General features: G+C 68.2%; 18 protein-coding genes. 8 read left to right on the top strand and 10 right to left on the bottom strand.

The window, feature by feature from the left end:
- Positions 1-22: 22 nt before the first annotated feature.
- From MKD38_RS01675 to MKD38_RS01665, 3 genes are read left to right on the top strand one after another with little or no spacing between them, the layout of a single operon-like run.
- Positions 23-2,638 (top strand): ABC transporter permease, encoded by a 2,616-nt coding sequence (locus tag MKD38_RS01675; RefSeq protein ID WP_252674373.1) that lies wholly within the window; start codon positions 23-25, stop codon positions 2,636-2,638.
- Between the two features lie 36 nt (positions 2,639-2,674).
- Positions 2,675-3,091 (top strand): group II truncated hemoglobin, encoded by a 417-nt coding sequence (locus MKD38_RS01670; protein WP_111519541.1) that lies wholly within the window; start codon positions 2,675-2,677, stop codon positions 3,089-3,091.
- Between the two features lie 44 nt (positions 3,092-3,135).
- A complete protein-coding gene (locus MKD38_RS01665; RefSeq protein WP_252674372.1) occupies positions 3,136-3,732 on the top strand; it encodes a DUF924 family protein in 597 nt (198 codons plus the stop codon).
- Between the two features lie 32 nt (positions 3,733-3,764).
- On the opposite strand, the gene MKD38_RS01660 is transcribed toward MKD38_RS01665, so the two are convergent.
- The 10 genes from MKD38_RS01660 to MKD38_RS01615 all read right to left on the bottom strand — a co-directional run bounded on the left by MKD38_RS01660 (position 3,765) and on the right by MKD38_RS01615 (position 11,338).
- Positions 3,765-4,349 carry an LOG family protein gene (locus tag MKD38_RS01660; protein ID WP_252674371.1) on the bottom strand — a complete coding sequence of 195 codons (585 nt, stop codon included), beginning with the start codon at positions 4,347-4,349 and terminating at the stop codon, positions 3,765-3,767.
- Positions 4,346-5,050, bottom strand: a complete 705-nt coding sequence (locus tag MKD38_RS01655) for a TetR/AcrR family transcriptional regulator (RefSeq protein ID WP_252674370.1) — start codon at positions 5,048-5,050, stop codon at positions 4,346-4,348. The genes MKD38_RS01660 and MKD38_RS01655 overlap by 4 nt, the downstream gene beginning before the upstream one ends.
- Positions 5,051-5,150: 100 nt before the next feature.
- Positions 5,151-5,636: a diacylglycerol kinase gene (locus MKD38_RS01650; protein ID WP_371925608.1), complete on the bottom strand. Its 486-nt coding sequence runs from the start codon at positions 5,634-5,636 to the stop codon at positions 5,151-5,153.
- Entirely contained in the window at positions 5,563-6,702 is a 1,140-nt protein-coding gene (locus MKD38_RS01645; RefSeq protein ID WP_252674368.1) for a glycosyltransferase family 4 protein, read from the bottom strand. The genes MKD38_RS01650 and MKD38_RS01645 overlap by 74 nt, the downstream gene beginning before the upstream one ends.
- A gap of 84 nt (positions 6,703-6,786) precedes the next feature.
- A complete protein-coding gene (locus MKD38_RS01640; RefSeq protein WP_252674367.1) occupies positions 6,787-7,764 on the bottom strand; it encodes a UDP-2,3-diacylglucosamine diphosphatase in 978 nt (325 codons plus the stop codon).
- Positions 7,765-7,905: 141 nt separating this feature from the next.
- Positions 7,906-8,886 (bottom strand): esterase/lipase family protein, encoded by a 981-nt coding sequence (locus tag MKD38_RS01635; RefSeq protein ID WP_252674366.1) that lies wholly within the window; start codon positions 8,884-8,886, stop codon positions 7,906-7,908.
- Complete coding sequence (locus MKD38_RS01630; protein WP_252674365.1) at positions 8,883-9,416, bottom strand: RDD family protein; 534 nt, start codon at positions 9,414-9,416, stop codon at positions 8,883-8,885. Before MKD38_RS01630 ends, MKD38_RS01635 begins: the two co-directional genes overlap by 4 nt.
- A gap of 119 nt (positions 9,417-9,535) precedes the next feature.
- A complete protein-coding gene (locus MKD38_RS01625; protein ID WP_252674364.1) occupies positions 9,536-10,339 on the bottom strand; it encodes a DUF3106 domain-containing protein in 804 nt (267 codons plus the stop codon).
- A 1-nt stretch (position 10,340) separates the two neighbouring features.
- Complete coding sequence (locus tag MKD38_RS01620) at positions 10,341-10,772, bottom strand: DUF3619 family protein (RefSeq protein WP_252674363.1); 432 nt, start codon at positions 10,770-10,772, stop codon at positions 10,341-10,343.
- Positions 10,769-11,338, bottom strand: a complete 570-nt coding sequence (locus tag MKD38_RS01615; RefSeq protein ID WP_252674362.1) for an RNA polymerase sigma factor — start codon at positions 11,336-11,338, stop codon at positions 10,769-10,771. The genes MKD38_RS01620 and MKD38_RS01615 overlap by 4 nt, the downstream gene beginning before the upstream one ends.
- 376 nt (positions 11,339-11,714) lie before the next feature.
- On the opposite strand from MKD38_RS01615, the gene MKD38_RS01610 reads away from it, so the two are divergent.
- The 5 genes from MKD38_RS01610 to pssA all read left to right on the top strand — a co-directional run bounded on the left by MKD38_RS01610 (position 11,715) and on the right by pssA (position 16,922).
- Positions 11,715-13,478 (top strand): acetolactate synthase 3 catalytic subunit, encoded by a 1,764-nt coding sequence (locus MKD38_RS01610; RefSeq protein WP_252674361.1) that lies wholly within the window; start codon positions 11,715-11,717, stop codon positions 13,476-13,478.
- Positions 13,479-13,970, top strand: a complete 492-nt coding sequence (gene ilvN, locus MKD38_RS01605) for an acetolactate synthase small subunit (protein ID WP_252674360.1) — start codon at positions 13,479-13,481, stop codon at positions 13,968-13,970.
- 121 nt (positions 13,971-14,091) lie between these two features.
- Complete coding sequence (gene ilvC / locus MKD38_RS01600; protein WP_092314074.1) at positions 14,092-15,108, top strand: ketol-acid reductoisomerase; 1,017 nt, start codon at positions 14,092-14,094, stop codon at positions 15,106-15,108.
- A 256-nt stretch (positions 15,109-15,364) separates the two neighbouring features.
- Positions 15,365-16,015, top strand: coding sequence for a phosphatidylserine decarboxylase (locus MKD38_RS01595; protein WP_018005432.1), 651 nt, complete (start codon positions 15,365-15,367; stop codon positions 16,013-16,015).
- Between the two features lie 25 nt (positions 16,016-16,040).
- Positions 16,041-16,922 carry a CDP-diacylglycerol--serine O-phosphatidyltransferase gene (pssA, locus tag MKD38_RS01590; RefSeq protein ID WP_252674359.1) on the top strand — a complete coding sequence of 294 codons (882 nt, stop codon included), beginning with the start codon at positions 16,041-16,043 and terminating at the stop codon, positions 16,920-16,922.
- Positions 16,923-16,969: the final 47 nt, after the last annotated feature.

The raw sequence follows: 16,969 nt of genomic DNA, 5'->3' as shown, positions 1-16,969 counted from the left end.
GCAACCAAGAACCAACCAACCGATGCCCTCCGAGTCCGCCATCGACGTCCCGGCCACCGCCGCCCAACCTGCTGGACTGCACGCCGCCGCTGGCGGCAAATTCTCCGCCTGGCGCCAGGCGCTGCGCATGGCGCGGCGCGACTGGCTGGCGGGCGAGCTCTACCTGCTGCTGTTTGCGCTGGTGCTGGCCGTGGCCGCGCTGACCAGCGTGGGCTTCATGGCCGACCGCATGCGGCTGGGCCTGGAGCGCGACGCGCGCCAGATGATTGCGTCCGACGTGCTGCTGGTGGCCGACCAGCCCTTCGACGCCGCGTTCGCGCAGCGTGCCCGGGCCGCCGGCCTGGCGGTGGCGCAGACCGTCACTTTCCCGAGCATGGCCACCGCCGAGGGCAAGGCCCAGGCCGGCGCCGAGCCGCCCAGCCAGCTGGCGGCGCTCAAGGCCGTCACCGACGGCTATCCGCTGCGCGGCCGGCTCAGGGTGACCGGCGCGCCGGGCGGGCCGGATGCGCCCGCGGACGGCATTCCCGCGCCGGGCACGGTATGGGTCGACGAGGCGCTGCTGGGCGCGCTGGGCGTCGCGGTGGGCGACAATCTGCGCCTGGGCAGCCGCAGCTTCCGCATCGACCGCATCATCACGCAGGAACTCGACCGCGGCACCGGCTTCATGAACTTCGCGCCGCGCGTGCTGATGCCGCTGTCGGACCTGGACGGTACCGGGCTGATCGGCTGGGGCAGCCGCGTCACCTACCGGCTGCTGGTGGCCGGCCCCGACGCCGCCGGCGCGGCCTTCCAGAAATGGGCGCAGGACGAGATCGAACGCCGCCAGCTGCGCAATACGCGGGTCGAGTCGCTGGAATCGGGCCAGCCGCAGATGCGCGCCACGCTGGACCGCGCCGAGCGCTTCCTGTCGCTGGTGGCGGTGCTGTCGTCGATGATCGCGGCGGTGGCGATCGCGATGTCGGCGCGCCGCTATATGCAGCGCCACACCGATGCCTGCGCGGTCTACAAGTGCCTGGGGCTGTCGCGCGGGCAGATCCTGCGGGCGTTCGGGCTGGAGTTCCTGCTGGTCGGCGCGGGTGGCGCGCTCGCCGGCGTGCTGCTCGGCTACCTGGCGCACTATGGCCTGCTGCTGTCGCTGGGTGGGCTGCTCAAGGTGTCGCTGCCGCAGCCGTCGCTGCTGCCGGCGCTGGTGGGCGTGCTGGCCGGGCTGGTGCTGCTGGCCGGGTTTGCGCTGCCGCCACTGCTGGCGCTGACGCGGGTCGCGCCGCTGCGGGTGCTGCGGCGTGATATCGGGCTGCCGCCGGTGTCGGCCTGGGTGGCCTACGCGCTGGGGCTGGGCGCCTTTGTCGCGCTGCTGCTGGTGGCGGCGCGCGACCTGCGGCTGGGACTGACCACCGCCGGCGGCTTTGTCGCCGCGGGGGTGGTGTTCGGCGTGCTGGCGCTGGGCCTGCTGACCTTGCTGTCGCGGCTGCTGCGGGGGCGCCTGCGCGGGCGCGCGGCGATGGGATGGCGCTTTGCGCTGGCGGTGCTGGAGCGCCGCCGCGCGGTCACGGTGCTGCAGACGGTGGCGCTGGCGGTGGGGCTGATGGCGCTGCTGCTGCTCGGCATGACCCGCAACGACCTGGTCGATTCCTGGCGCAACGCCACGCCGGCCGACGCGCCCAACCGCTTCATCATCAATATCCAGCCGGACCAGCGCGAGCCGCTGCGCCAGATGCTGGCCGGCGCCGGCATCACCGACCTGCTTTACCCGATGGTGCGCGGGCGCCTGACCCATATCGGCGAGCGCACCATCCGCGGCGACAGCTTCGAGGACGGGCGCGCGCGCAACCTGGTCGAGCGCGAGTTCAACCTGTCCTATACCGATGCGCTGCCGGAGGGCAACCGCGTGATCGCCGGGCGCTGGTCGAACGGGTCCGACGGCGCCGAGGCAGGCGCGTCGGTGGAAGAGGGCATTGCCAAGACCCTGGGCATCCGGCTCGGCGACACGCTGCGCTTCGACGTGGCGGGCCAGCCGGTGCAGGCGCGCGTGACCTCGCTGCGCAAGCTCGACTGGGGCTCGATGCGGGTCAACTTCTTCGTGATCCTGCCGCCGCGGGCAATGCAGGGCATGCCCGAGACCTACATCACCTCGTTCCACCTGCCGCCCGCCAGCGCCGCGCTGGGCAACCGGCTGATCGCGGCCTTTCCCAACATCACCGTGGTCAACACCGACATGATCCTGCGCCAGATCCAGGACATCCTGGACCAGGTGATCGCGGCGGTGGAGTTCCTGTTCGTGTTCACGCTCGCCGCCGGGGTGACGGTGCTGTACGCCGCGTTGTCCGGCGCGCGCGACGAGCGCATGCGCGACGCGGGCCTGCTCAAGGCGCTGGGCGCCTCGGCCGCGCTGGTGCGGCAGACCCAGTATGCCGAGTTCCTGGTGGTGGGCGGGCTCGCCGGCCTGCTGGCCAGCCTCGGCGCGATCGCGGTGGGCTGGGGGCTGTCGCAGTTCGTGTTCGATTTCCCGTACCGCTTCAATGCGTGGATCGTGCCGGTCGGCGTGGTTTCTGGCATGCTGTGCGCTTTTGCCGGCGGCTGGCTGGGCCTGCGCGAAGTGCTGCGTCAGCCCGCGCTGGCGACCTTGCGCGATGCCTGAGCCCGCGTGCCGGCGCCGCCGCAGAACGAGTGTGTGATGAGTACTGAATCCGACGACAAGCCCGGCAATGCCGAGGTCACTGCCTTTGAACTGGTGGGCGGCGAGGCGCGCGTGCGCGAACTGGTCGACCGCTTCTACGACCTGATGGACCTGGAGCCGCAGTTCGCCGGGCTGCGCGCGCTGCATCCGCCCTCGCTCGAGGGCTCGCGCGACAAGCTGTTCTGGTTCCTGTGCGGCTGGCTGGGCGGCCCCAACCACTTTATCGAGCGCTTCGGCCATCCGCGCCTGCGCGCGCGGCACATGCCGTTCGAGATCGGCGTCAGCGAGCGCGACCAGTGGATGCGCTGCATGGCGCTGGCGATGCAGGACATCGGCCTGCCCGAAGACTTGCAGTTGCGCCTGATGCAGGCCTTCTTCCAGACCGCTGACTGGATGCGCAACGTGGCGCGCTGAGGCGCCAACGTTTCCGTTTCTACCCCGAAAGGTTTCCCCTGCCGATGACAGCCCAACTGCCTGAAGACGCCCTGCGTGTACTGGATTTCTGGTTCGACCAGCCCGGTTCGGCCGCCTGGAATACGGCGCGCCCGCAATGGTTCACCAAGTCGGATGCGTTCGATGCGCAGATTCGCGCGAACTTCCTGGCTGACTGGCAGGTCGCCTGCGACGGGGCGCCTGACGACTGGTCGGTGACGCCCGAGGGCGCGTGCGCACGCGTGGTGATGCTGGACCAGTTCCCGCGCAACATGTTCCGCAACGACCCGCGCAGCTTCGGCACCGATGCGCAGGCGCTGGCACTGGCCCGGCGCATCGTCGCCAGCGGCATGGACCGCGCGCTGCCGACCGACTACCACCGCATGTTCTGCTACATGCCGTTCGAGCATTCGGAGTCGCCGGAAGACCAGGACGAGGCGGTGCGCCTGATGACGCAGCTGCGCGAAGCCAGCGGCGGGGTGGTGGATGCGGTCGAGTGGGCCGAGAAGCACCGCGTGATCATCGCGCGCTTTGGCCGCTTCCCGCACCGCAATGCGGTGCTGGGCCGGCAGAGCACCGCCGAGGAACAGGCGTTCCTTCAGCAGCCGGGCTCGTCGTTCTGAGCCGGGCCCGGGAGGCCGGCCTCGGGGCGCGCTCAGGTCTTGTCGCGCGCCTCCTGCCACTTGTCGACGTGCACGCGCGGCGCAGCGGCCAGCTGCTCCAGCAGGCCGGCGGGCGTGTCGGCCACGTGTAGCAGGTCCGCATGCACTCGCTTGAGGAAGCCTTCCTGCACGGCATGCGACAGGAAGCCCAGCATGCCGTCGTAGAACCCGGCCAGGTTCAGCAGGCCCACCGGCTTGGCGTGGTAGCCCAGCTGCAGCCACGTGAAGGTCTCGAACAGTTCCTCGAAGGTGCCTACGCCGCCGGGCATGGCGACAAAGGCATCGGCGCGGTCGGCCATCATCTGCTTGCGCTCGTGCATGTTGCGCACCACGTGCAGCTCGGTCAGGCCGCGGTGCCCGACTTCCTTCTGCATCAGCGCTTCCGGGATGATGCCGATGGCTCGGCCGCCATGTTCCAGCACGGCGTCGGCGACGATGCCCATCAGGCCCACCTTGCCGCCGCCGTACACCAGCGTCAGGCCGTTCTCGGCCAGGGTGCGGCCGAGCAGGCGCGCGCCCTCGGCGTATTCGGGACGGTTGCCAGGACTGGAACCGCAATACACGCAGACGGATTTCACTTGGCTTCCTTTTTTGCCGCGCCGGCGGCGGCCTTGGCTGCCGCGTAGTCGCGCGCCAGCTGGTCGAATGCCTCCCGCGCCCGGCCGCGCAGGTAGGGCGCCAGGATCGAGAAGATGTGGTAGCTCGAGCCGTGCAGGTAACCGCGGATCTGCTCGGGATCGTTGTACTGGCGCGGATGCTGCACGAACTGGAACGACAGCCAGTAGGTGGCGACCACCACCATGTTGGTGCAGATGGCCTCGACCTGCTCGGGCGTGGCTTCCATCTCGCCGTCCTCGATGAACTGGCGGCAGATCTCGTGCGCAAAGCGCTGCTTCTGCTCGACGATGCGCTTGAAGTTGGTCTCCAGCATCCGGTTGCGCGCCAGCAGGTCGTTGATGTCGCGGTACAGAAAGCGGTAGTTCCACAGGAACTCGGACATGTACTGCAGGTAGCCCCAGCTTTCGTCGAGCGTGGCCTTGTGGTCGTCCGGCATCTTCAGGCGGCGCTCCATCTCCTGCTCGAAGCGCACGAAGATCGAGTTGATGATGTCGTCCTTGTTGCGGAAGTGGTAGTAGAGATTGCCGGGGCTGATCTCCATCGCTTCCGCGATCGTGGTGGTGGTGACGTTGGGCTCGCCGACTTCGTTGAACAGGCGCAGCGAGACGTCGAGGATGCGGTCCCTGGTGCGGCGGGGTCCGGTTTGCGGTTTCGGTTCCATGGGCGTCCGGGCGATCGGTGCGATCGGTAAGTCGGGGGCAGGGTAGCGATTATAAGCAATCGGCCTGCCGCGCCCATTCTGCGCGCCGCCCCGGGCCGGCTCAGCCGGCCAGCGCCTGCGCCCACCGCAGCACGTGCGGCCCGGCGATGGTGATCCAGGTGCCGCCGCACAGCACCAGCGCCAGCATCACGGCGGCGCTGCCGAAGTCCTTGGCGCGCTTGGACAGGCTGTGCCGCTCCAGCGAGATGCGGTCGACCGCGGCCTCGACGCTGGAGTTGAGCAGCTCCACGATCAGCACCACCAGCAGCGTGCCCAGCAGCAGGATGCGTTCGACCGCCGTCACTGGCGCCAGGAAGGCACATGGCGTCAGGATCACCACCAGGGTCAGCTCCTGGCGGAACGCGCTTTCCTCGAGCACCGCATAGCGCAGTCCCGACAGCGAATTGATGGCCGCATGCCAGGCGCGCGCCAGGCCCCGGTTGCCCTTGTGCGGATTCTGGTCGACGGAGTACTCAGCGCTCTGCATTGCGGGCGGCGGCCTCTGCATTGGCGGGTCGGACGGCAGTTCCGGATGCGGTTTCGGCATGGGTTTGCGGGGCGGAAGGCTTGGCTGTGGCGGGTGGGGCCGCTGCGCCGCCCCGGCCTGGCCTGGCGGCGGCGAACGGCCGCAGGTGGGCCAGGAACTGCTCGGACGCGGCGCGCCACGAGAAGCGCTCGGCATGGGCCCGGGCCGTGGCGCGGTCGATGCGCAGCGCTTCCAGGCAGGCCTCGCGCAGGTCTTCGTGCATCACGCCGGCGGGGCTGTCGCCGAGCACGTCGATCGGGCCCGTGACCGGATACGCGGCCACCGGCAGGCCGCTGGCCAGCGCTTCCAGCAGCACCAGCCCGAAGGTGTCGGTGCGGCTCGGGAACACGAACACGTCAGCGGAAGCATACACCCGCGCCAGCTCGGGCTGGCTCAGCACGCCCAGATAGTTGGCGCCGGGATAGCGCGCGCGCAGCGCCGGCAGCGCCGGGCCGTCGCCGACCACCCATTTGGAGCCGGGCAGGTCCAGTGCCAGGAACGCCTCGACGTTCTTCTCCACGGCCACGCGGCCAACGTACAAAAAGATCGGGTGGGCGGTGTTGAGCACGTTGGCGCGCTGCGGCGTGAACACGTCGAGGTCCACGCCGCGCGTCCACAGCACGGCGTTGTTGATGCCGTAGCGCCGCAGGTCATCCAGCACTACCGGCGTCGGCGCCATCACCGCCTGGGCCGGGCCATGGAACCAGCCCAGGAATCGGTAGGTCCACGCCAGCGGAATGCCGAAGCGCGCCTGCACATATTCCGGAAAGCGCGTGTGGTAGGCGGTGGTGAAGGGCAGCTTGCGGCGCAGCGCATGGCTGCGCGCGGCAAGCCCGAGCGGGCCCTCGGTGGCGATGTGCAAGGCGTCGGGGCCAAAGGCCTCGATGCGCCGCCGCACGCGCGCGCCCGGCAGCAGCGACAGCCGGATCTCGGGGTAGGTCGGGCATGGCACCGTGCGGAATTCCAGCGGCGTGATCATGTCGACCGTGTGGCCCAGCGCCTCCAGTTCGCGGCGCGTGGACTTGAGCGTGCGCACCACGCCATTGACCTGCGGTTCCCAGGCATCGGTGACGATCAGGATCTTCATGCAGCCTCCTTGGGCGCGGTGGAATGGCAATGCGGATGGCGGGGGGCGGATGGAGCCATGCGAAACAAGCGTGACCGGCGCGGTTCAGCCGGCCACGGCGGCGCGGCGCCGCCGGCGCACGGCAGGCGCGGGCGCGTCGAGCAGCGTGGTCCAGTAGACGATCTTCAGTTCGCCTTCCAGGGTTTCGACCAGCGCCGACAGGCTTTCGACCCAGTCGCCGTCGTTGCAGTAGAGCTGGCCGTTGACCTCGCGGATCTCGGCCTTGTGGATGTGGCCGCAGACCACGCCGTCGCAGCCGCGGCGGCGCGCCTCGTCGACCATCGCGCTCTCGAACGCGCCGATGTAGTTGACCGCGTTCTTGACCTGGTGCTTCAGGTACTGCGAAAGCGACCAGTACGGAAAGCCCAGGCGCGCGCGCAGCCGGTTGAAGTGCCGGTTGAGCGCCAGGATCATGGTGTAGAGCGAATCGCCCAGGTAGGCCAGCCAGCGCGCGTGCTGCACCACGCCGTCGAACAGGTCGCCATGCACCACCCACAGGCGGCGTCCGCTGGCGGTAACGTGGATCGCCTCTTCGCGCACGGTGATGTCGCCGAAGGCCATGCCGTCGAACTGGCGCGCGGCTTCGTCGTGGTTGCCGGGGACATAGATCACCTCGGTGCCCTTGCGCGCCTTGCGCAGCAGCTTCTGCACCACGTCGTTGTGGCTTTGCGGCCAGTACCAGCCGCGGCGCAGCTGCCAGCCGTCGATGATGTCGCCGACCAGGTAGAGCTGGTCGGATTCGTTGTGCTTGAGGAAATCCAGCAGGTAGTCGGCCTGGCAGCCGGGCGTGCCCAGGTGGATGTCCGACAGCCAGATGGCGCGGTAGCGCTGGATCGGGTGCGGCTCGGGGGGATAGGTTTCCTGTGCTTCGCGTGGCGGCGCCAGCGCGGCGCCATCGAGCGCCGGCGCCATGAAGGCGGTCACCGGCGCGGCGGGGCCGCTGTCAGCGCTGCGGCGCAGCCATGGCGCCAGTTGCGAGGCCTTCGACAGATACCCGCGGGCAGATCGGATTGCTTGCACCATGCCAGTCCCGGTTGCGGCGATGGCTGCATTCAGCCAGCCTGCAATGACGCGACGGTGACGAAAACATGACTGACATGTGAATCGTTGCGGCCGCGGAACAGCCGCTGCATGGGCCCGCTCGCTACCGGCTCAGCGACCGGCTCAGCGGCCGCGCGCGGACAGTTCGGCCAGTGCGTCGAGCACGGCACGCACCGCGGCGGGATGGCGCAGCAGCGACACATGGCCGATGCCGGACAGCGGAATATGGCCGGCGCCGTCGAGCCATCCGGTGCAGGGCGGGCCCGCGATCGAATCGTGCCAGCTGAAGATCGAGATCATGCGCGCGCGCAGGCGCGGCGTTTCGGCGGCCGCGAGCGCGCGCAGCCAGGAGCTGCCACAGCGCATCTGGCGCGCATTGTGGCCGCCGCCAAAGCGCGCCAGCGCGCTGCCATGGTGCGGGCTGCCCAGCGTCACGATGCCGGCGCAGAGGTCCTCGTCGCCGGTCAGCCGCAGCGCGGCGCGCGCGGCCAGCCCGCCCATGCTGTGGCAAAGCAGCAGCGGCGCGCGCCCGCTTTCGGCGCGGATGCGCCGCATCGCGGCCAGCAGCGCGCGCGCGTAGTCGTCGATGTCACCGAACACGGGTTCCAGGTCGATCCCCTGGCAGCGGTAGCCGGCGGCGGCCAGCGCCGGCTGCATGTCGAGCCAGATCGCCTGGCCGCAGGCGTAGCCGTGGACCAGCAGCACCGGCGGGGCATCGCGGCCGGGCCGGGCAGGGTCGGCCGGTGCAAACGGTGCCCGCGCGCGGAAGGGCTGCAGCCAGTCGAACATGCGCAGCACCGCCAGGCATTCGGTTGCGTAGCAGCGCAATGCCTGTGCCAGCCGCAGCGGCCTGCGGGTGGCGGCAAGTTCAGCGGGCGGCGCGGGCGGGTGATCGCCGCGTGCGACCCACAGGCCGCGCCCGCTCAGCGCGAAGGCGATGGCAATGCCGGCCGCGAAGCCGCCCAGGATCAGCCCCGCGCCGGCGGCCAGCGCGCCGGGCCACGGCCATGCGGCGGTGCGTACCAGCGCCGCGGCAATGCCCAGCGCCGCGGCCGCCTGCATGGTCACCGCGATGCGGCGGATGCCGGCGGCGCCCAGGCTCATGGCTTGGTGCGCAGGTCGGTCAGGCGCGTGCCGGCCAGGCGGTCGTGCAGGAACTGGCGGCGCGGGTCCAGCCAGGCCAGCAGGATCCAGATCAGCAGGCCGGCGCACAGCACGCCGACAAACGGGCCCTTGACCAGCCCGAGCAGATGGCCGACGGCGGCCGACGGCGGCAACCACAGCCATGCCAGCATGTAGCGCAGCGCCGCCTGCGGCCAGCTCGGCGGCACGCCCGCGGCGTTTTCGACGCGCATGCGCCAGGTCTGCATCGCCAGGGTCTGGCCGTTGCGCTGCCAGAACCAGGTGAAATACAGGCCCATCACCAGGAAGCTCCACAGCTGGATCACCAGCGGCCCATCCGCGCCCAGCTTCTGCAGCAGTGGCCGCACCAGCAGGTAGGCGGCGGTCGAGGCGCTCAGCACGCCGAACAGCAGCACGCCTTCATAAAGCATGCAGGCGACGCGGCGCCGCAGCGGCGGGGCGGCCGGCGCGGACGTGGCAGGGGGTACGGGGTCGAGGGTGGCAGCGGGCATCGATGGCGTTCTGAACAGGGCGCCGGCGCGCGGCATGCGGATGCCGTTGCGGGCCTGGCGAAGCTGGCCCGCGTGCGCTGGCCGGCCTCAAACGGCCATTATGCCAAATGGCCCGCCAATTACTGGCGCACGGTGGCGTCGGACGCCGCGGCCGTCGCTTCGGTGGGGGCCTGGGCTGGCGCGATGGACGGCGCGCTGGCCGCGGGAAGCGCGGCGCTTGCGGGCGTTGCCGGAGTGGCAGCGGCGGGGGCGGACGCCGCGGCCACGGCAGCTGCCGCGGCTGCGGGCAGCGCCGCGCCCTCGCTGGCCGCCGTGCCGGCCGGATGGCCAGCGTGGCCCGCGCCCGCCTTGTGTTCATGGCGCAGCTGGCGGCCGGTGTCGCTGGGCAGGCGCTTGCCGCTGGGCAGCGCGCTGACGGCGCCGGGGCGGCGCGGCACATGGTCGGCGGCGGCCAGCTTCTTCTTCTGCTCTTCAGGCAACTGCTGGTACTTGTCCCAGGCCTCGGCCTTCTTCTCGGTCGGCAGCGAGCGGGTGATCTGGTAGTTTTCGCGCGCCAGCCGTCGTTGCTGAGGAGTCATCCTGACCCACTCCGCCATGCGCGCCTGCAGCCGGGCCTGCTCGGCCGGCGAATACTTCGGATAGCGCGCGGCGATGCGCAGCCATTTGTGGCGGTTCAGCTCCGGCAGGCTGTCCCACAGTGGCTGCAGTGGCGCCAGGATGCGCTGGTTGACCGGGCTCAGGTCGGCCCAGGCGGGTTTGGCGCTGACCGGCTGGGCCGCATGGGGGGCAGCGGCTCCGTCCACCGCGGAAGCCCCCTGTGCCTGCGCCGTGGCGGGAAGCAGCACGCAGCAGGCGGCTACGCCGGCCAGCAGGGCGGCCAGCCGGCGGCGCAGGGCGTCGGGGTAGGGAAGCGGGGGCGCCATGCTATTGCCCGTGCTTCAGGAACACGTGGAAGCCCTCGTCGGCGTAAGCCGTGGGCGGCAGGTCGTCGAGCAGCATGGCGGCGTCGATATCGGCCAGTTCCTCGATGCGCTTCTGCTCCTGCCAGTGATAGATGCCCACCAGCCCGGCGCCCAGCGCCACCAGCGTCCAGACCAGCCCCAGCCGGCGCAGCCAGGCGCCGGCGCGGTGCAGCGGCGAGGTGTCGTCGTCGAACAGCGGCGCGTGCGCGCCCGGCATGGCAAGCTGCGGCACCAGCACGGGCGCCTCTGCCTTCTTGCGGGCGACCGCCATCCGGCGCGCGGCGGCGAGCCGTTCGGAAATGTCGGCCGGCAAGGCTTCGGCGCCGGCGTCGAGTGCCGCGCGAACCTCATGCGCAAACCGGCGTTCGCGGATTTCTTTGTCGTTTCTGCTCATAGTCGGACCCCCCGTGCGCGCAGGGCTTGCGCAAGTGTATGCGTGGCACGGGAACAGTGCGTCTTGACGCTGCCTTCGGAACAGCCCATCACGGCCGCGGTTTCGGCGACGTCCATATCTTCCCAGTAACGCATCAGGAATGCCTGGCGTTGACGCGTGGGCAGGCGCTGGATCTCCTGCTCGATGATGTGCATGACCTGGGCGCGCTCGACCTTGTCGGCGCTGCTTTCGGCCGATTCCGAGCCGGCCTGTGCCTCGAGCGTCTCCAGCAGGTCGCTGTCGTCGTCGCCGTTGCGGTCGTCGCGCAGGCTGGAAAACAGCGAGACCCAGGTATTGCGCACCTTCTGGCGCCGGAACCAGTCATGGATGGTGTTCTGCAGGATGCGCTGGAACAGCGGCGCGAGTTCTGCGGCGCTCTTGTCGCCATACTTTTCGGCCAGCTTGATCATGGCGTCCTGGACGATGTCCAGCGCGGCCTCGTCGTCGCGGACGGCAAACACGGCCTGCTTGAAGGCGCGCCGCTCGACGCTGGCAAGAAAGGCGGACAGTTCCTGGTCGGTGGCCATTCAGGCGGTTGGGGCTTATTGCGCCGGGACCTGTGCCCGGTTCTGGTGAATGTGCTGCCAAGGACGCGCAGCGCCCCGATGTGCTGGGATGCTAGCAAAATTTGGCTGCGCTGTACCGTTTTGTATGGCGGGACATACATGGCGCTGCGGCAAACTTTTTCGCGATTCGGGGAACTTGCCGATGCCGGCGGCGTAAACAACCGTAGACCGCGCTGGTGCATTGCAGTATCATCGACGGTTCACACGACATCAGTGGTTGTCTCATCCGGCCGCTTATGAGGCGGTCTCCATGCAGACGCGCACCGCTTGAACCCGAGCCACAAGTTCGGCAGAGAGCATCCAAACAATTTTTTGCCGAAAATTGCAAAGGACTGAAATGAACATGCCCAGCGCGGAATTCTCCCACGCCGACAGCAATTCATCTGCCGCACCCGAAATGATCGGGGCGGAAATTCTCGTTCACGCACTTGCCGAAGAAGGCGTCGAGTACGTCTGGGGCTACCCCGGCGGCGCAGTGCTGTATATCTACGACGAGCTCCACAAGCAAACCAAGTTCGAGCACATCCTGGTGCGCCACGAGCAGGCCGCGGTCCATGCCGCGGATGGCTACGCGCGCGCAACCGGCAAGGTGGGCGTCGCCCTGGTGACCTCGGGTCCCGGCGTGACCAATGCCGTCACCGGCATTGCCACCGCGTACCTCGACTCGATCCCGATGGTGGTGATCACCGGCAACGTGCCGACCCACGCCATTGGCCAGGACGCCTTCCAGGAGTGCGACACCGTCGGCATCACCCGTCCGATCGTCAAGCACAACTTCCTGGTGAAGGACGTGCGCGACCTCGCCGCGACCATCAAGAAGGCGTTCTTCATTGCCTCGACCGGCCGTCCCGGCCCGGTGGTGGTGGACATCCCCAAGGATGTCTCGCGCAATGCCTGCAAGTACGAGTACCCCAAGTCGATCGACATGCGCTCGTACAACCCGGTGAACAAGGGTCACTCGGGCCAGATCCGCAAGGCCGTGGCACTGCTGCAGAACGCGGAGCGCCCGTACATCTACAGCGGCGGCGGCGTGGTGCTGGCCAATGCCAGCGATGAACTGCGCCAGCTGGCCGCGATGACCGGCCACCCGGTGACCAACACGCTGATGGGCCTGGGCGCGTTCCCCGGCACCCACAAGCAGTTCGTCGGCATGCTCGGCATGCACGGCACGTATGAAGCCAACATGGCCATGCAGAACTGCGACGTGCTGATCGCCATCGGTGCCCGCTTCGACGACCGCGTGATCGGCAACCCGTCGCACTTCACCTCGCAGGCGCGCAAGATCATCCATATCGACATCGACCCGTCGTCGATTTCCAAGCGCGTCAAGGTCGACATCCCCATCGTCGGCAACGTCAAGGACGTGCTGCAGGAACTGATCGCCCAGATCAAGGCCAGCGACATCAAGCCCAAGCGCGAGGCCCTGGCCAGGTGGTGGGAGCAGATCGAGCAATGGCGCTCGGTTGACTGCCTGAAGTACGACCGCAGCTCCGAGATCATCAAGCCGCAGTACGTGGTCGAAAAGATCTGGGAACTGACCCACGGCGACGCCTTCATCTGCTCCGACGTCGGCCAGCACCAGATGTGGGCCGCGCAGTTCTACAAGTTCAACGAGCCGCGCCGCTGGATCAACTCCGGCGGCCTGGGCACGATGGGCGTGGGCCTGCCGTACGCGATGGGCATCAAGAAGGCATTCCCCGAGAAGGAAGTCGTCACCATCACCGGTGAAGGCTCGATCCAGATGTGCATCCAGGAACTGTCGACCTGCCTGCAGTACGACACCCCGGTGAAGATCTGCTCGCTCAACAACGGCTACCTCGGCATGGTGCGCCAGTGGCAGGAGATCGAGTACGACAACCGCTACTCGCACTCCTACATGGATGCGCTGCCTGATTTCGTCAAGCTGGCCGAGGCCTATGGCCACGTCGGCATGCGCGTCGAGAAGAGCTCGGACGTCGAGCCGGCGCTGCGCGAGGCGTTCCGCCTGAAGGACCGTACCGTGTTCCTGGACTTCCAGACCGATCCCACCGAAAACGTCTGGCCGATGGTCCAGGCCGGCAAGGGCATTTCCGAAATGCTGCTCGGCGCGGAGGACCTGTAAATGCGACACATCATTTCGGTCCTGCTGGAAAACGAACCGGGCGCGCTGTCGCGCGTGGTGGGCCTGTTCTCGGCCCGCGGCTACAACATCGAGACGCTGACCGTGGCACCCACCGAGGACTCGTCGCTGTCGCGCATGACCATCGTCACCTCCGGCTCGGACGACGTGATCGAGCAGATCACCAAGCACCTGAACCGGCTGGTGGAAGTGGTCAAGGTGGTCGACCTGACCGAAGGCGCGCACATCGAACGCGAGCTGATGCTCGTCAAGGTGCGCGCGGTGGGCAAGGAGCGCGAGGAAATGAAGCGCACCGCCGACATCTTCCGCGGCCGCATCATCGATGTCACCGAGAAGACCTACACCATCGAGCTGACCGGCAACGGCGTCAAGCTCGATGCGTTCCTGGACGCGATCGACCGTACCGCCATCCTCGAGACCGTCCGTACCGGCGGCTCGGGCATCGGCCGCGGCGAGCGCATCCTGAAGGTCTGACCGGCCCCGGCTCACCCAACGGCTTCACGCAGTATCCCCGGGGCGGCGCGATCCGCGCGCACACGATGCGCGCGAGGATGCCGCTCCTCTCATACAAAAGACAGAGATTGAAGGAATCATCATGAAAGTGTTTTACGACAAGGACGCCGACCTCTCGCTGATCAAGGGCAAGAATGTCACCATCATCGGCTATGGCTCGCAGGGCCACGCCCACGCGCTGAACCTGAAGGATTCGGGCGTCAATGTGACGGTCGGCCTGCGCAAGAGTGGCGCGTCGTGGAACAAGGCCGCCAACGCCGGCCTGCAGGTGAAGGAAGTGGCCGAGGCCGTCAAGGGCGCCGACGTGGTCATGATCCTGCTGCCGGACGAGCAGATCGCCGACGTGTACAAGAACGAAGTGCACGCCAACATCAAGGAAGGCGCCGCGCTGGCCTTCGCCCACGGCTTCAACGTGCACTACGGTGCCGTGATCCCGCGCGCCGACCTGGACGTGATCATGATCGCGCCGAAGGCCCCGGGCCACACCGTGCGCGCCACCTACACGCAAGGTGGCGGCGTGCCGCACCTGATCGCCGTGCACCAGAACAAGTCCGGCGCCGCCCGTGACATCGCGCTGTCGTACGCCACCGCCAACGGCGGCGGCCGTGCCGGCATCATCGAGACCAACTTCCGCGAAGAAACCGAAACCGACCTGTTCGGCGAGCAGGCCGTGCTGTGCGGTGGCACCGTCGAGCTGATCAAGGCCGGCTTCGAGACCCTGGTGGAAGCCGGCTACGCGCCGGAGATGGCCTACTTCGAGTGCCTGCACGAGCTCAAGCTGATCGTCGACCTGATCTACGAAGGCGGCATCGCCAACATGAACTACTCGATCTCGAACAACGCCGAGTATGGTGAGTACGTCACCGGCCCGCGCGTGGTGACCGAGGAAACCAAGAAGGCGATGAAGCAGTGCCTGAAGGACATCCAGACCGGCGAGTACGCCAAGAGCTTCCTGCTGGAGAACAAGGCCGGCGCCCCGACGCTGATCTCGCGCCGCCGCCTGAACGCCGAGCACGAAATCGAAGTGGTGGGCGAGAAGCTGCGCGCGATGATGCCGTGGATCGCCAAGAACAAGATGGTCGACCAGTCGAAGAACTGATCCACAGCGCTGCCTGATGGCCCGCGCCGCACGGCGGCGGGCCGAAGCCGTTCAGCGTTCCGTGCCTTGCCCTTCTATCATCGGAAGGGAATAAGCCGGAACCTGAACGGCTTTTTGTTATCCTTGTCGAACTTTCCAGGCAAGGCGTGCCGGATGCTGCTCTCCGGGCGCAAGACGGCGGCTATTCCCGCCGCCCCTATGGGCTTGCCAATGCGGCGTCCTGGCCTGGCTTTGACTCCATCGAAATTCGTACTGCATGAACTATCCTCATCCGCTGATCGCCCGTGAAGGCTGGCCGTTCCTGGCCGGCGCCTTTGTCATCTCGCTGCTGGTGCATGCCAGCGCGGGCTTCTGGTGGGCGCTGCCGCTGTGGATCATCACGGTATTCGTGCTGCAGTTCTTCCGCGACCCGCCGCGCCCGATCCCGTCGGCGCCCAATGCCGTGCTGGCGCCGGCCGACGGCCGCATCGTCGTGGTCGAGAAGACCATGGACCCGTACGCCAACCGCGAGGCGCTGAAGATCAGCGTCTTCATGAACGTCTTCAACGTGCATTCGAACCGCGTCTCGGTCGACGGTGCGGTGGAGAAGGTCGAGTACTTTCCCGGCAAGTTCGTCAATGCCGACCTGGACAAGGCGTCGACCGAAAACGAACGCAACGCGGTGCTGATCCGCCGCGCGGCCGATGGCCAGCTGGTGACGCTGGTGCAGGTGGCCGGCCTGGTGGCGCGCCGCATCCTGTGCTACACCAAGCCCGGCGATAACCTCTCGCGCGGCCAGCGCTACGGCTTTATCCGCTTCGGCTCGCGCGTCGACGTGTACCTGCCGCTCGATGCGCGCCCGCGCGTGACCATCGGCGAGAAGGTGTCGGCCTCGTCGACCATCCTCGCCGAACTCGACGTGCAGTGAGCGGCGGCCTGACCGGAGGACAGTGATGGTTGCCTTCCATCGACGTAACAAGCGCAGCAGCAGCGGCAACGTGACCCACCTGCGGCCGTTCCGCCACAACCAGCTGCGCGGCGCCGACGACGACTTCGACGACGAAGCCGCCGACGACCAGGACATCGCCTACCAGCGGCCGCGCCGGCGCGGCATCTACTTGCTGCCCAATGCCTTCACCACCGCGGCGCTGTTCGCCGGCTTCTTCGCCATCGTGCAGGCGATGAACATGCGCTTCGACGCCGCCGCCATCGCCATCTTCGCGGCGATGGTGCTCGATGGCATGGACGGGCGCGTGGCCCGCATCACCAATACGCAGAGCGCGTTCGGCGAGCAGTATGACTCGCTCTCGGACATGACCTCGTTCGGCGTCGCGCCGGCGCTGGTGATGTACGAATGGATCCTGCATGACCTGGGCAAGTGGGGCTGGATCGCCGCCTTCGTCTACTGCACCTGCGCGGCACTGCGGCTGGCGCGCTTCAACGCCAATATCGGCGTCGTCGACAAGCGCTTCTTCCAGGGCCTGCCGAGCCCGGCCGCGGCGGCGCTGGTGGCCGGCTTCGTCTGGCTGGTGATCGACAACAAGCTGCCGGTCAAGGAGCTGTGGATGCCGTGGGTGGCGTTCGGCATCACGCTGTACGCGGGGCTGTCGATGGTGTCCAACGCGCCGTTCTACAGCGGCAAGGCGCTCGACGTGCGCTACCGCGTGCCGTTCGGCATGATGGTGCTGGTCCTGGTGCTGTTCGTGGTGGTCTCGACCGATCCGCCAGTGGCGCTGTTCGGGCTGTTCGTGGCCTACGCGATCTCGGGCTATGTGCTGTGGGCCTGGCGGGCCATGCATGGCAAGCCGGCGATCGAGAAGAAGCCGCGGGAATAAATCGCAGAAGGGCGCTCAGGCGCCCTTCATGCATTGCGGGATTCACC

It is taken from the genome of Cupriavidus sp. WGlv3 (genome assembly GCF_023952475.1).
GTDB lineage: Bacteria > Pseudomonadota > Gammaproteobacteria > Burkholderiales > Burkholderiaceae > Cupriavidus > Cupriavidus phytorum.
The sequence above is the reverse complement of the archived record's forward strand: the minus strand, read 5'-3'. Positions and strand labels throughout refer to the sequence as shown.

What these genes read in the sequence shown, in the direction of transcription:
- MKD38_RS01610 (WP_252674361.1), top strand. Translation starts at nt 11,715, where the DNA reads ATGAACATGCCCAGCGCGGAATTCTCCCACGCCGACAGCAATTCATCT.
- MKD38_RS01630 (WP_252674365.1), bottom strand. Translation starts at nt 9,416, where the DNA reads ATGCCCGCTGCCACCCTCGACCCCGTACCCCCTGCCACGTCCGCGCCG.
- MKD38_RS01625 (WP_252674364.1), bottom strand. Translation starts at nt 10,339, where the DNA reads ATGGCGCCCCCGCTTCCCTACCCCGACGCCCTGCGCCGCCGGCTGGCC.
- MKD38_RS01615 (WP_252674362.1), bottom strand. Translation starts at nt 11,338, where the DNA reads ATGGCCACCGACCAGGAACTGTCCGCCTTTCTTGCCAGCGTCGAGCGG.
- MKD38_RS01620 (WP_252674363.1), bottom strand. Translation starts at nt 10,772, where the DNA reads ATGAGCAGAAACGACAAAGAAATCCGCGAACGCCGGTTTGCGCATGAG.
- MKD38_RS01675 (WP_252674373.1), top strand. Translation starts at nt 23, where the DNA reads ATGCCCTCCGAGTCCGCCATCGACGTCCCGGCCACCGCCGCCCAACCT.
- MKD38_RS01640 (WP_252674367.1), bottom strand. Translation starts at nt 7,764, where the DNA reads ATGGTGCAAGCAATCCGATCTGCCCGCGGGTATCTGTCGAAGGCCTCG.
- ilvN (WP_252674360.1), top strand. Translation starts at nt 13,479, where the DNA reads ATGCGACACATCATTTCGGTCCTGCTGGAAAACGAACCGGGCGCGCTG.
- MKD38_RS01650 (WP_371925608.1), bottom strand. Translation starts at nt 5,636, where the DNA reads ATGCCGAAACCGCATCCGGAACTGCCGTCCGACCCGCCAATGCAGAGG.
- ilvC (WP_092314074.1), top strand. Translation starts at nt 14,092, where the DNA reads ATGAAAGTGTTTTACGACAAGGACGCCGACCTCTCGCTGATCAAGGGC.
- MKD38_RS01655 (WP_252674370.1), bottom strand. Translation starts at nt 5,050, where the DNA reads ATGGAACCGAAACCGCAAACCGGACCCCGCCGCACCAGGGACCGCATC.
- MKD38_RS01635 (WP_252674366.1), bottom strand. Translation starts at nt 8,886, where the DNA reads ATGAGCCTGGGCGCCGCCGGCATCCGCCGCATCGCGGTGACCATGCAG.
- MKD38_RS01670 (WP_111519541.1), top strand. Translation starts at nt 2,675, where the DNA reads ATGAGTACTGAATCCGACGACAAGCCCGGCAATGCCGAGGTCACTGCC.
- pssA (WP_252674359.1), top strand. Translation starts at nt 16,041, where the DNA reads ATGGTTGCCTTCCATCGACGTAACAAGCGCAGCAGCAGCGGCAACGTG.
- MKD38_RS01665 (WP_252674372.1), top strand. Translation starts at nt 3,136, where the DNA reads ATGACAGCCCAACTGCCTGAAGACGCCCTGCGTGTACTGGATTTCTGG.
- MKD38_RS01645 (WP_252674368.1), bottom strand. Translation starts at nt 6,702, where the DNA reads ATGAAGATCCTGATCGTCACCGATGCCTGGGAACCGCAGGTCAATGGC.
- MKD38_RS01595 (WP_018005432.1), top strand. Translation starts at nt 15,365, where the DNA reads ATGAACTATCCTCATCCGCTGATCGCCCGTGAAGGCTGGCCGTTCCTG.